Source organism: Rhizobium sp. RU33A, assembly GCF_900156055.1.
In the GTDB taxonomy this organism is placed as follows: domain Bacteria; phylum Pseudomonadota; class Alphaproteobacteria; order Rhizobiales; family Rhizobiaceae; genus Allorhizobium.
This window is the reverse complement of sequence record NZ_FTMQ01000004.1, coordinates 176,921-188,863: the sequence shown is the minus strand read 5'-3', so window position 1 is coordinate 188,863 and position 11,943 is coordinate 176,921. Positions and strand designations below refer to the sequence as shown.

Here is an 11,943-nt window from a genome sequence, read left to right as displayed (position 1 = left end):
CCATGACATTTAAAGCAGCGCTCCTTCATTTCGCCGTGATCCTGCTGGCCACCTTTGCCGTTCCGCGGATTGCTGCGGCCGAACCGCTCCAGCTTGTCGGCCTCGGTGACAGCCTGATGGCAGGCTATCAATTGCCTCAGGAAGACGCCTTACCGGCCCAGCTGCAGCGTGAGCTTGTGGCCAAGGGACATGACGTCGTGATCAGCAATGCCGGCGTTTCTGGCGATACGACCTCCGGCGGGCTGTCACGCGTCGACTGGTCGGTGCCGGAGGGGACCGACGGCGTCATCCTCGAATTGGGCGCCAACGACGCACTGCGCGGTATTCCGCCGGAGCAGACCGAGAAAAACCTCGACCAGATCATTGTCCGACTGAAAGAGCGCAATATCCCGATTCTGCTCGTGGGTATGCTGGCGCCGCCGAACATGGGTGATGAGTACGGCCAGAGGTTCAATGCGATCTATCCACGGCTTGCCGAAAAACATGATCTGCCGCTTTACCCCTTCGTGCTCGACGGCGTGATCACAGAACGCAGCCTCCTGCTCGAGGACGGGATGCACCCCAACACGGAAGGCCTGAAGCTGATGGCCGAGCGCATCCTGCCTCTCGCCGAATCTTGGGTGGCAGGCATCAAGGGGCAGTCAAACTAAACGCTTGCGCCTGATGTCATTGCGTGATTCGCTGTGAGCACCTGCAAAAGATTCGGGGAGCGCTCCATGCCGAGATTGTTCACTGCCCTCGAAATTCCCCGCAGCGCTGCAATGAGCCTTTCATTGCTGCGCGGTGGTCTCCCCGGGGCTCGCTGGATCGATGTGGAGAATTACCACATCACGCTGCGCTTCATCGGTGATGTGGATGGCCGAACGGCGGATGAAGTCGTCGACAGGCTCGACCGGATCGAGCGCCCCGAGTTTTCCCTGAGCCTGAACGGTATTGGTTCCTTCGGTTCGAAGAAGCCGCATTCAATCTGGGCTGGCGTTTCCTCTGCTCCGGAGCTTTTCGCGCTGCAAAGCGAGATCGAGCGGATCTGCCAGCGCATCGGCTTGCCGCCTGACCCGCGCAAATTCACCCCGCATGTGACGCTTGCCCGATCGAAGGCCTCGCGCCTCGATGATGTCGTCCACTACTTGAGCGGTCGCGGCAACTTCCACACCATGCCCTTCCGCGTTGGACGCTTCGTGCTCCTGTCGTCACGGGAATCCGTCGGCGGCGGTCCCTATCTCACCGAGGAGATATTCCCTCTCTATGAGACGGGTGGTTATTCGAATTTCGAGACTACCGCGCTGCAGCCCGAAAAGAGCATGCTGTAGACCCGCTCGAAATCTTCGATTTCACCGTAGTAGGGGTCGGGCACATCTTCTTGTGTCCCGAATGCGAGCTCGGCGAAGAGATGCAGGCTGGCTGTCGCGTCCTGCGGTCGAAGCGACTGAAGCCTGGCCAGATTGCTTCTGTCCATGGCGACCACCAGATCGAACCTGTCGAAGTCTTGCGGCTGCACCTGACGGGCTAGCTGCCGGGAGATGTCGATCCCGTTTGTCGCCGCGACCTTGATCGACCGCCGATCCGGTGGATTGCCGACATGCCAGTTGCCAATTCCGGCCGAAGCGATCACGGGCTTTTCGCTGGTCCCTGCGGTGAGGTGGCGGTAGATTCCTTCCGCCAGCGGTGACCGGCAGATGTTGCCCAGGCAGACGAAGAGAATGGATGGTGCCGGCATCGGTTGATCCAGAAGGAGGAGTTTCAGCATGAAATACGAGAAACTGGATACGACGTCCATTGCAGCGCGGTTGGAGGAGTTGCATGGCTGGGCGCTGGGGCGTGATGGTGCCGCAATCGAAAAACACTTCGTCTTCCGCGATTTCCGCCAGGCCTTCGGCTTCATGGCGGAATGTGCGCTGGCCGCGGAGAAGCTCGATCATCACCCGGAATGGTTCAACGTCTACAAGAAGGTCGATGTGACCCTCACCACCCATTCTGCCGGCGGTGTGACGGAACTCGATTTCAAGCTCGCCGTTCTCATGGATCTGGCGGCTGCCCGGAACGAGTGACGGTGATTGAAATTGCAGGCTGCCAGTCACATATGATTGATCGGGTCCGAACGAAAGGATCGATGGGCTATGGATGACGTGAAGATCGGTGAGATCCTGCTTCCCGGCGATGAGAAGACGCAGGAGAAACAGGAAGCGAAGGTTCGTAGCCGTTTCTGGCCGACCTTCAAAAAGGCTGCCCGGCAGATACCGTTTTCGCGGGATCTTGTGGCTGCCTACTATTGCGCGACGGATCGCGAGACACCCTTTCGTGTCCGGGGAATCCTGCTGGCGGCACTCGGCTACTTTGTCCTGCCGATCGATATGATCCCTGACATGCTCGTTGTTGTCGGCTTCACGGATGACATCGCTGTGCTGACAACGGCCATCGCCCTGATCAACAGGCACATCAAGGATCGGCATTACGATGCTGCCGATGCGGCCCTCGCTGACCATGAGTTGCCCGCCTAAACGATTTTGTGGCTGCGCTGGTCTGCGGACAGCCCAACTCTTGCCTTTTTCTTTCCTTCTACATCGTCGGCAGGACCGAGGTCCCAAAACCGTTTTATGCCGGATTTCGGGGCGCCAGACGGAACGCCGACACCGAATGTGACAACAAGGCGTGCGTCGTTCATCGTTTGGTAAGGTAAATTAAGTCAAACTGAACACAGGTTTTGACGATGAGCGCCCGGTCGCATGGCTGGGTGATGGATGGAAACAACCGGCAGGAAGACATGTTCGTAAGAAGTAGCGTAACCGCACTGGCAATCCTCCTGGCGAGCAGCGTGCTCGCCAACGCGCAATCGCCCACGCGAATCGAGCAGTTCAGGGCCTGGGGTGCCTACTCCTACAAGTCGAATGGCGGCACCGTGTGCTACGTGCTTTCCGTTCCGACGGCCAAGGAGCCGGCGAGTGTCAATCATGGCGACATCTTCTTTGTCGTCTCGCAGCGCCCGGGTCAGAACATCTCGTATGAGCCGCAGGCCATGATGGGTTACCCGATGAAGGGCGACTCCAAGGTCAATGTGACGATCGACAACAAGAACTTCGTGCTGTTCGTCAAGGACAGCTCGGCATGGGTTGAAAACGCAGCCGAAGAACCGGCACTCGTTGCCGCCATGAGGGGCGGTTCGACCATGACCGTCAAGGCAACTTCGGCTCGTGGTACGGCCACAAGCTACACTTACTCGCTTTCGGGTATCTCTGCCGCGCTGCAGAAGATCCAGAACTGCAATTAAGACTGCATTGCTTGTTTGGATTGAGGAGGCCGGCGCAACATCGCCGGCCTCCTTCATTTTTGCATCTCCGCCCTTCATGGGGTCGGGGTGACGGATGGCAAAAAAGCTGCTATTGGCCGCTGCAAATGAAAGCGATGGGGCCGTTCCCCTGTTCGCAAGTTCCGTGAATCCATATCTGCCAGGCGGTAAGCGCTCCATCCGAGCGTCCTTCTCCCTATGGTCCAGAGGTCCAGACGATGACTGTCACCGTGACGCTTCCAGAGCGTAGCCAGACTGCAGCCCCAGTTCGCCCTGCCGCTTTCGCCGAGAAACCGAGCCTTGTTGGCCTCGACCGAGACGAGCTGGGCGAGGCTTTGCGCGACAAGGGCGTGCCGGAGAAGCAGATCAAGATGCGCGTGGCGCAGATCTGGAACTGGCTTTATGTGCGCGGCGTCTCCGACTTCGACCACATGGTGAATGTCTCCAAGGACATGCGCGCAATGCTGAAAACGCATTTCACCATCGCGCGTCCCGAGATCGTCGAAGAGCAGGTCTCCAATGACGGCACCCGGAAGTGGCTTCTGCGCTTTCCGCCGCGCGGTGCCGGCCGTCCGGTCGAGGTCGAAAGCGTCTACATCCCGGAGGAAGGTCGCGGCACGCTCTGCATTTCGAGCCAGGTCGGCTGCACGCTCACCTGCTCCTTCTGCCATACCGGCACGCAGAAGCTGGTGCGCAATCTGACGGCGGAGGAAATCCTCGCGCAGCTGCTCTTGGCGCGTGATCGTCTCGGCGATTTCCCGGACCGTGAAATTCCCGTCGGCACGATGATGCCATCGAGCGATCGCAAGATCACCAATGTCGTCATGATGGGCATGGGCGAGCCGCTTTACAATTTCGAAGAGGTGAAGAAGGCCCTGCTGATCGCTACCGACGGCGATGGCTTGTCGCTGTCCAAGCGTCGCGTCACCTTGTCGACCTCGGGCGTCGTGCCAGAAATCTACCGGACCGGCGAAGAGATCGGCGTCATGCTGGCGATCTCGCTGCATGCCGTACGCGACGAGCTCCGCGACATGCTGGTGCCGATCAACAAGAAGTATCCGCTTAAGGAATTGATCGAAGCCTGTCGCAACTATCCGGGCTTGTCGAATGCCCGTCGCATCACCTTCGAATATGTGATGCTGAAGGACGTCAACGACAGCCTCGAGGATGCCAAAGGGCTGATCCAGCTCTTGAAGGGCGTTCCGGCGAAGATCAACCTGATCCCGTTCAACCCGTGGCCGGGCACCAATTACCAATGCTCCGACTGGGCGCAGATCGAGAAGTTCGCCGATTTCATCAACCAGGCCGGTTTTGCCTCGCCGATCCGCACACCGCGCGGCCGCGATATTCTCGCCGCCTGCGGTCAGCTGAAGTCGGAATCGGAGCGCATGCGCAAGACCGAGCGTCTCGCGTTTGAAGCGATGATGATCGCCAATCACGGCGAAGACGACGATTGAGGGTGAGGCGGGACCGCTGTCCCGCCTTCGACCTTACTTGGACTGCGTCATGAAGATCTTCACCGCGAAGATCGAAAAGACACCTGCAAAGGTGTAATCGATGCCGCGCAGAACCTTGCGGTTTGCCTGCAGCCAGCTCGACATGAAATCCGCCCCATAGACGATGCCGATGCCGATCGGCAGCGACAGGATGATTGACCAGAGACCCAGGAAGATCAGCTTGCCGGTGACATTTGGATCGGTGGCGGTCACGAATTGCGGCAGGAAGGTCATGAAGAAGATGATGACCTTGGGGTTCAGCAGATTGACCCAGAGCCCGTTCAGGAAGGCCCCCTTCTTGGAAACCAACGCATCCCCATCCGCCTTGATGACAAAGTTCGAGCCGTGGCGGACCGCTTGGAGAGCAAGCCAGAGCAGATAGGCAGCGCCCCCGGTCTTCAGGAGCATGAATCCCGTCGGCGAGGCGACGATGAGGGCCGAGATGCCGAAGGCGACCAGTAGGGTGTGGATCGAGATCCCGAAGCTTGTGCCGGCAAGGGTCATCAGGCCGATAGCCCTGCCGTCCCGAAGCGAGCGGCTGATCCAGAGTGTCATATCCGGACCGGGCGTAATGGCGAGGAGAAGGAGCGCCAGGCTGAAGGCGAGGAAGACGGGAAGGCTCGGGATAAAATCCATTGATGTCACCGCATGATGAAGCACCCGCGACCTGCGGGTGATCAATCCATAACGGCGTTCATCGACCTTGCCAATCAGCCTCTGGGGATCGACAGGTAGGTCTTGAAGGCGTCGGCGTAATCCGGATGCCAGCGCGAGAGCGGCGGGCGGTTTTCGATGATATCGCCGGCGGCCCAGGCGATGCGCTTCTCGTCCAGGGCGCGGTTCACATCGTTATCCGGGCAGAGGATGTAGAAGTCGCCCCGGGCGAGGCTCTCCAGTAGGAAGTCGACCGTCTCCTCGGGCGTCCAGGCGCCTGCCGGCTTTTCGGTGCGACCGTTTGCGGTGAGGCCTGTGAAGACGAAGCCGGGGATAAGCAGGTGAGCTGTGACATTGCAGTCCGGCGTGTTGCGCAGCTCGTGCTGTAGCGCTTCGGTGAACGCCTTCACGCCCGCTTTCGAGACATTGTAAGCCGGGTCGCCCGGAGGTGTGGTGATGCCCTGCTTGGAGCCTGTGTTGATGATGAGGGCCGCATCCTTGTGGGCGACCATGCCCAGGCCGAAGGTGCGGGTGCCATTGATGACGGCCATCAGGTTGACACCGAGCACATTGTCCCAGTTAGCCTGCGGCCCGAAGAGGTTGCTGCCCGGCTGGATACCGGCATTGTTCATCAGCACATGCACGCGTCCAAAGCGTTGGATGACCGCGCGCTCCAGGGCTTCGAGTTCATCCAGCTTCGACACATCCGTGCCGATTGCGACGACATCCGTGTCACCACTAGCGGAAAGTGCTGCAACCTCCAGGGCTGCCGCGGCCAGCTGGTCGCCTTCCAGGTCGACCAGAACGACGCAGAGACCCATGCCAGCAAATGCCTTGGCGGTGGCGAGGCCGATGCCCGAGGCGGCACCGGTGATGACGGCGACATTACCTTTTACGAGCGCGGGATGCGGGGTCGTCATGGGCAAATTCCTTCTACGTCAATGACTTTGGCAGTGATGGCGATATGGTACCCGTGTTCGGCTTCGTCAACATGACGGCAAATCGGTCCCCGGCTTGCCCGGCTATCGGACCCAACCGATCTTGGCCGCCATCTCGGCCGGTCGATGCCCTTGCGTACCGGCGGAATCTCGCTAAAAGTGCCGCCATTCTTGATCCAGGCGGGGTTTGAGCCTCGCTCCTTCCAGACGGAACATCGACATGGCACTCCCCAAAGACGTGAAGAAAGTCGTCCTCGCCTATTCCGGCGGTCTCGACACCTCGATCATCCTGAAATGGCTCCAGACCGAACTCGGTGCAGAAGTCGTAACCTTCACAGCCGACCTCGGCCAGGGTGAAGAGCTCGAGCCGGCCCGCAAGAAGGCCGAGATGCTTGGTATCAAGGAGATCTTCATCGAGGACGTGCGTGAAGAATTCGTCCGCGATTTCGTCTTCCCGATGTTCCGCGCCAATGCCGTCTATGAAGGCGTTTACCTGCTCGGCACCTCGATTGCCCGCCCGCTTATCTCCAAGCACCTGATCGATATCGCCAAGAAGACTGGCGCCGATGCCATCGCCCATGGCGCGACCGGCAAGGGTAATGACCAGGTCCGCTTCGAACTCTCGGCCTATGCGCTGAACCCCGATATCAAGATCATCGCACCCTGGCGCGACTGGGCATTCAAGAGCCGCACCGATCTGCTCGCCTTCGCCGAGCAGAACCAGATCCCGGTTGCCAAGGACAAGAAGGGCGAGGCGCCGTTCTCCGTCGACGCCAACCTCTTGCACTCCTCGTCCGAGGGCAAGGTTCTCGAGGATCCGTCCGTCGAAGCGCCGGAATACGTGCACATGCGCACCATTTCCCCGGAAGCGGCTCCCGACAAGGCCACGACCATCAAGGTCGGCTTCGAAAAGGGTGATGCCGTCTCGATCAATGGCGTTCGGATGAGCCCGGCCACGCTTCTCGCCGCACTCAACGACTATGGCCGCGACAACGGCATCGGCCGTCTCGACCTCGTCGAGAACCGCTTCGTCGGCATGAAGTCGCGTGGCGTCTACGAGACCCCCGGCGGCACGATCCTGCTTTCGGCACACCGTGCGATCGAATCGATCACCCTCGACCGTGGTGCCGCCCACCTCAAGGACGAGATCATGCCGCGTTACGCCGAGCTGATCTATTACGGCTTCTGGTTCTCGCCCGAGCGCGAGATGCTGCAGGCCCTGATCGACAAGAGCCAGGAGCATGTCGAAGGCGAAGTGACCCTGAAGCTCTACAAGGGCAATGTTATGGTCATCGGCCGCGAGTCGTCGAAGTCGCTTTATTCCGACCAGCTCGTCACCTTCGAAGACGACCAGGGCGCCTACGACCAGAAGGATGCAGCGGGCTTCATCAAGCTGAACGCGCTTCGTCTGCGTACGCTCGCCAAGCGCAATCTCGGCAAATAAGCCAGGTCAGGCATTAGATATGGCCCGTCTCCCCTTGGGGAGGCGGGTTTTTTCATGCCTGGCGTTCGAGGTGGCGGAGCCAGAAGAAACCGGCGACAGCGCTCAGCTCCATGAAGGGTATGATGATGCCGAAGGCGGTCAAGGGATCACCGATCGAGGCGGCTACCACGCCGCCTGCAAAGCCCGCGCTCATCTGCAGGAAGCCTGTCAATGCAGAGGCCGATCCCGCAATATGCGGGAAGGGGGCCATGCTCATCGTCACGACATGAGGGCTCAAGAAGGCGAGACCGAAGGTGCAGATGGCCACCGGGGCCATGACGGACAGGAAGAAGGGCGGCACGAATGCGACCGAAAGCGCCATGATGACAGCGCCGCTGCCGCAGAGGGCGATGCCGATCCGCGACGCCGTAAGCCCCGAAATCCTTCGGGAGACGAGCTTCAGGGTGAGCGATCCTGTGAGGTATGCGCCTGATTGCATCAGCATGCCCAAACCAAACGCGGTCGGGGTCAGGCCGACCTCGTTGATCAGGACGAAGGGCAACATGGTCGACTGAGCATAGAGCGCGCCAATGGTCCCGCTCAAGACGAGCGATGCCGCGAGGAAGCGGGTATTGCCGGCGACCTCCAAGTAGTTGCGCAGCAACTGGGCGGGGCGAAGGCGAGCCAGATCGGGAACGATTGTTTCCTTCAGCAGCAGCACCGTGAAGCCCACGGCCATGGCGCCGAAGCCAACCATTAGAAGAAATACCGCATTCCAGCCGAAGGCCGCCAGAGTCAGGCCGCCAAGCGTCGGGCCCATGGCCGGGCCAACGGCAAGGAAGATCCCGATGGTATTCAGGATCCGGGCGGCATCTGTGCCGGTGTAGAGGTCTCGAACGATCGCGCGCCCGACGACAACGCCGACGGAAGCGCCGATGCCCTGTACGAGGCGCGCGGCGAGGATCAACTCGACGCTGGGGGCCAGCGTCGCGAGAAGTGAACCGGCGAGATAAATTGCCAGAAAGATCAAGGTCGCCTTCTTGCGTCCCAGAGCATCGGCGAGGGGGCCTGCGACCAGCTGGGCAAGCGCGAAGCCGGCGAAGAACATCGAGAGGCTGAGTTTGATTGCCGCATCGGTCGTGCCGAAGGCGCGTACCAGTTCCGGCATGGCCGGCGTGTAGATGGCCATGGAGATGGGGCCGAGCGTGGTCAGGAAAGCACCTAGGAAGGTGGTGCGACGCTCGCTCATGCGCAGTGGGGTCATCAGTACTCGTCCGGCATCAAGAAGAAAGGCGCCACTGCGGCGCCTCCTGCTGATGACTTAGTGCGATTGTGGTCCGGGATCGAGTGCCAATTGTCGCCTCCGGCGCGATCAGGTCGATTTCGAAAAGAAATCCAGAACCTTCGAGTAGGAGCCCGCCATGTCCATATCGCCGATCATCTCGGCAAGCGACTGCTGTGTCCGGTAGTATTCCGCATAGTCGAAATCGGAGTCGTCGGTCAATGTGGACAGGTCCATCATGTTGCCGTTGCGATCGACGATCTGCAAAGGCAGCTCCGTCGAGAGTTCGCGATAGGTGTCGGCATCGATCTCTTCTCGTTGAAAGCTCTCCGACGCGATTTCGCGCAAGCGGCGGGGCGTCATGCTGGCGAAGACCGACAACGCCTCTTCGAAAACCTCGGTTTCTTTCGAATTCGCTGTCTTCGGCGAAAGCTCAGGCAGGCCGACATTGGATTGCGGGCTGGTTTCTTTGACGCGAAGGGAGGAAGCGCCTACCGGTTGGAGCGGAAAGATTTCCATGGTCGTGACCGTCCTTTCATAGGATATATTGATCTATGTTCTTATTCGAAACTACGTCAATTGGCGGCTGAACCCGTGGTGGAAAAATCTTGCCTTGTTCACCGATATTTGCGTGCTCACCCATATGTTGCCGGGATAACATGATGGAAAATCATTGCTTCGCCCGATTGCGGCGCGAAGCGTCAGGAGGTTTTCGCATGGTTCAGTCGTCTGTTATCAATCCCGCCGTCACCGAGTGGCAGGGGCCGCATGGCCTGCCGCAGTTCGAGCAGGTTGGCGATGACGACTATGCGCCGGCCTTTGACCGGGCGCTGAAAGAGCACGACGCAGAGATTGATGCGATCGCAGGTAATCCTGAACCGGTGACTTTCGCGAACACGATCGTTGCGCTGGAAATCGCGGGCGACGCGCTCTCCCGTGTGTCGGCCCTGTTCTGGAACCGTGCCGGTGCCCATACCAATCCCGACATTCAGGCTCTGGAGCGCGAGATCGCGCCGAAGATGTCGCGCCACTATTCGAAGATCGGAATGAACGCGGCGCTGTTCCGCCGCATCGATGACCTCTGGACACGCCAGGCGGATCTTGGGCTTTCGGTTGAGCAGACCCGCGTTCTGGAACGCCACTGGAAGGGCTTCGTGAAAGCGGGTGCCAAGTTGCCGAAGGCGGAGCAGGAGCGGCTGGCGGCGATCAACGAAAGGCTCGCGAGCCTCGGTGCCAGTTTCGGCCAGAACGTCCTCGCCGACGAATCGTCATGGACCCTGCCGCTTGTCGGCGAGGAGGATCTCACTGGTATCCCCGCCTTCCTGCGCGACGCCATGGCGTCTGCCGCTGCCGCCCATGGCGGTGGACACAGCCATGTGGTGACGCTGTCGCGGTCGATCATCGAACCGTTCCTGACCTTCTCCGAGCGCCGCGACCTGCGCGAGATCGCCTTCAAGGCCTGGACCTCGCGCGGCATCAATGGCGGCGCAACGGACAACCGGGAAATCGTCAAGGATACCCTGGCTCTCAGGGCAGAGAAGGCGGCTCTGCTCGGCTACAAGGACTTTGCCTCCTACAAGCTCGACAACACGATGGCGAAGACACCGGAAGCGGTGAACGGTCTCCTGATGCAGGTCTGGGAAAAAGCGGTCTCTCAGGCGCGCGCCGAAGAGGCCGAGCTTGCCGCCTTGATTGCTGACGAGGGAAAGAACCATGACGTCGCGCCGTGGGACTGGCGCCACTACGCCGAAAAGCTCCGGGCACAGAAGTTCAATTTTTCCGAAACCGAACTGAAGCCCTATCTGCAGCTCGAAAAGATCATCGAGGCCTGCTTCGACGTCGCGGGCCGCATCTTCGGCATCCGCGCCGTGCCGCTTGCCAATGTCGTTGGCTATCATCCGGATGTGCGGGTCTTCGAGATCCGCGACCGGAACGACAAGCTGGTGGCGCTTTTCCTCGGTGACTATTTCGCCCGTTCGTCGAAGCGCTCAGGGGCCTGGATGAGCAGTTTCCAGGCGCAGCACCGGCTGCCGCTGAAGAACGGCCGCCAAGGTGAGCTGCCGATCATCTATAATGTCTGCAACTTCGCCAAGCCCGAGGCCGGCAAGCCGGCGCTGCTGTCACTTGATGATGCCCGCACGCTCTTCCACGAGTTTGGCCACGCCGCGCATGGCATGTTGTCGGATGTCACCTACCCTTCCGTCTCCGGCACGGGCGTATCGCGCGACTTCGTCGAACTGCCGTCGCAGCTCTATGAACACTGGCTGACAGTACCGGAAATCCTCAAGATCTATGCGGTCCACTATCAGACCGGCGAGCCGATGCCGCAGGCATTGCTCGACAAGGTCCTCGCCGCCCGGACCTTCAACGCGGGCTTCAACACTGTCGAATTCACCTCGTCGGCGCTGGTCGATATGGCCTTCCACACACGCGGGGCGGTCGAAGACCCGATTGCGGTGCAGGCCGAGGTGCTCGAGACGATTGGCATGCCCGCTTCGATCGTCATGCGCCATGCCACGCCGCACTTCCAGCATGTGTTTTCCGGTGACGGTTATTCTGCCGGCTACTATTCCTACATGTGGTCGGAAGTCCTCGATGCCGATGCGTTCGCGGCCTTCGAAGAGACCGGCAATCCCTTCGATCCGGAGATGGCATCGAAGCTCAAGACCCACATTTATGCCTCGGGAGGATCGGTCGATCCTGAGGATGCCTACAAGGCGTTTCGCGGCAAACTGCCAAGCCCGGACGCGATGCTGAAGAAGAAAGGGCTTGCCGCTTAAGGCTTGCCGTACGCCCGAAATTTGCCGTCGGCGGTAACCATCGCCGGGGCATCGGGCGTTTCCCCCTTTCGCAAATGCAAAAAACAA

At 60.1% G+C, this 11,943-nt stretch carries 13 protein-coding genes; 8 read left to right on the top strand and 5 right to left on the bottom strand.

Annotated elements, in window-relative coordinates:
• Positions 1–2: 2 nt before the first annotated feature.
• Both BW978_RS16230 and thpR read left to right on the top strand, forming a co-directional pair.
• Positions 3–650: an arylesterase gene (locus BW978_RS16230; RefSeq protein WP_076396875.1), complete on the top strand. Its 648-nt coding sequence runs from the start codon at positions 3–5 to the stop codon at positions 648–650.
• A 66-nt stretch (positions 651–716) separates the two neighbouring features.
• Entirely contained in the window at positions 717–1,310 is a 594-nt protein-coding gene (gene thpR / locus BW978_RS16225) for an RNA 2',3'-cyclic phosphodiesterase (protein WP_076396873.1), read from the top strand.
• On the opposite strand, the gene BW978_RS16220 is transcribed toward thpR, so the two are convergent.
• On the bottom strand, positions 1,259–1,717 hold the full coding sequence (locus BW978_RS16220; RefSeq protein WP_076397109.1) for a low molecular weight protein-tyrosine-phosphatase: 459 nt from the start codon (positions 1,715–1,717) through the stop codon (positions 1,259–1,261). The genes thpR and BW978_RS16220 overlap by 52 nt on opposite strands.
• Before the next feature lie 28 nt (positions 1,718–1,745).
• Between BW978_RS16220 and BW978_RS16215 the strand changes: the two genes are divergently transcribed.
• The 4 genes from BW978_RS16215 (at position 1,746) to rlmN (ending at position 4,740) form a co-directional block, all read left to right on the top strand.
• Positions 1,746–2,048 carry a 4a-hydroxytetrahydrobiopterin dehydratase gene (locus BW978_RS16215; protein ID WP_076396871.1) on the top strand — a complete coding sequence of 101 codons (303 nt, stop codon included), beginning with the start codon at positions 1,746–1,748 and terminating at the stop codon, positions 2,046–2,048.
• 69 nt (positions 2,049–2,117) lie between these two features.
• A complete protein-coding gene (locus tag BW978_RS16210) occupies positions 2,118–2,498 on the top strand; it encodes a YkvA family protein (protein WP_006724424.1) in 381 nt (126 codons plus the stop codon).
• Between the two features lie 263 nt (positions 2,499–2,761).
• Positions 2,762–3,265 (top strand): invasion associated locus B family protein, encoded by a 504-nt coding sequence (locus tag BW978_RS16205; protein ID WP_076397108.1) that lies wholly within the window; start codon positions 2,762–2,764, stop codon positions 3,263–3,265.
• 236 nt (positions 3,266–3,501) lie between these two features.
• Complete coding sequence (gene rlmN / locus BW978_RS16200; RefSeq protein WP_083697614.1) at positions 3,502–4,740, top strand: dual-specificity RNA methyltransferase RlmN; 1,239 nt, start codon at positions 3,502–3,504, stop codon at positions 4,738–4,740.
• Positions 4,741–4,773: 33 nt separating this feature from the next.
• Here the strand turns inward: rlmN and BW978_RS16195 are convergent, their stop codons facing one another.
• Both BW978_RS16195 and BW978_RS16190 read right to left on the bottom strand, forming a co-directional pair.
• Positions 4,774–5,415, bottom strand: a complete 642-nt coding sequence (locus tag BW978_RS16195) for a LysE family translocator (protein ID WP_076396869.1) — start codon at positions 5,413–5,415, stop codon at positions 4,774–4,776.
• 74 nt (positions 5,416–5,489) lie between these two features.
• Positions 5,490–6,353: an SDR family NAD(P)-dependent oxidoreductase gene (locus tag BW978_RS16190; protein WP_076396867.1), complete on the bottom strand. Its 864-nt coding sequence runs from the start codon at positions 6,351–6,353 to the stop codon at positions 5,490–5,492.
• A 238-nt stretch (positions 6,354–6,591) separates the two neighbouring features.
• Here BW978_RS16190 and BW978_RS16185 point away from each other — a divergent pair, with 238 nt between their 5' ends.
• Positions 6,592–7,815, top strand: a complete 1,224-nt coding sequence (locus BW978_RS16185) for an argininosuccinate synthase (protein ID WP_076396865.1) — start codon at positions 6,592–6,594, stop codon at positions 7,813–7,815.
• A 52-nt stretch (positions 7,816–7,867) separates the two neighbouring features.
• On the opposite strand, the gene BW978_RS16180 is transcribed toward BW978_RS16185, so the two are convergent.
• Together BW978_RS16180 and BW978_RS16175 are read right to left on the bottom strand one after the other, a co-directional pair.
• The gene (locus BW978_RS16180; protein ID WP_076396863.1) at positions 7,868–9,058 is read right to left on the bottom strand and encodes a multidrug effflux MFS transporter; all 1,191 of its coding nucleotides are present in this window, start codon (positions 9,056–9,058) and stop codon (positions 7,868–7,870) included.
• A gap of 108 nt (positions 9,059–9,166) precedes the next feature.
• Positions 9,167–9,595, bottom strand: coding sequence for a hypothetical protein (locus tag BW978_RS16175; RefSeq protein ID WP_076396861.1), 429 nt, complete (start codon positions 9,593–9,595; stop codon positions 9,167–9,169).
• Between the two features lie 197 nt (positions 9,596–9,792).
• Here BW978_RS16175 and BW978_RS16170 point away from each other — a divergent pair, with 197 nt between their 5' ends.
• Complete coding sequence (locus tag BW978_RS16170; protein ID WP_076396859.1) at positions 9,793–11,856, top strand: M3 family metallopeptidase; 2,064 nt, start codon at positions 9,793–9,795, stop codon at positions 11,854–11,856.
• Positions 11,857–11,943: the final 87 nt, after the last annotated feature.

Coding starts and splice junctions, on each gene's coding strand:
- BW978_RS16210 (WP_006724424.1), top strand. CDS start 2,118: ATGGATGACGTGAAGATCGGTGAGATCCTGCTTCCCGGCGATGAGAAG.
- BW978_RS16220 (WP_076397109.1), bottom strand. CDS start 1,717: ATGCCGGCACCATCCATTCTCTTCGTCTGCCTGGGCAACATCTGCCGG.
- BW978_RS16230 (WP_076396875.1), top strand. CDS start 3: ATGACATTTAAAGCAGCGCTCCTTCATTTCGCCGTGATCCTGCTGGCC.
- thpR (WP_076396873.1), top strand. CDS start 717: ATGCCGAGATTGTTCACTGCCCTCGAAATTCCCCGCAGCGCTGCAATG.
- rlmN (WP_083697614.1), top strand. CDS start 3,502: ATGACTGTCACCGTGACGCTTCCAGAGCGTAGCCAGACTGCAGCCCCA.
- BW978_RS16185 (WP_076396865.1), top strand. CDS start 6,592: ATGGCACTCCCCAAAGACGTGAAGAAAGTCGTCCTCGCCTATTCCGGC.
- BW978_RS16175 (WP_076396861.1), bottom strand. CDS start 9,595: ATGGAAATCTTTCCGCTCCAACCGGTAGGCGCTTCCTCCCTTCGCGTC.
- BW978_RS16170 (WP_076396859.1), top strand. CDS start 9,793: ATGGTTCAGTCGTCTGTTATCAATCCCGCCGTCACCGAGTGGCAGGGG.
- BW978_RS16215 (WP_076396871.1), top strand. CDS start 1,746: ATGAAATACGAGAAACTGGATACGACGTCCATTGCAGCGCGGTTGGAG.
- BW978_RS16195 (WP_076396869.1), bottom strand. CDS start 5,415: ATGGATTTTATCCCGAGCCTTCCCGTCTTCCTCGCCTTCAGCCTGGCG.
- BW978_RS16205 (WP_076397108.1), top strand. CDS start 2,762: ATGTTCGTAAGAAGTAGCGTAACCGCACTGGCAATCCTCCTGGCGAGC.
- BW978_RS16190 (WP_076396867.1), bottom strand. CDS start 6,353: ATGACGACCCCGCATCCCGCGCTCGTAAAAGGTAATGTCGCCGTCATC.
- BW978_RS16180 (WP_076396863.1), bottom strand. CDS start 9,058: ATGACCCCACTGCGCATGAGCGAGCGTCGCACCACCTTCCTAGGTGCT.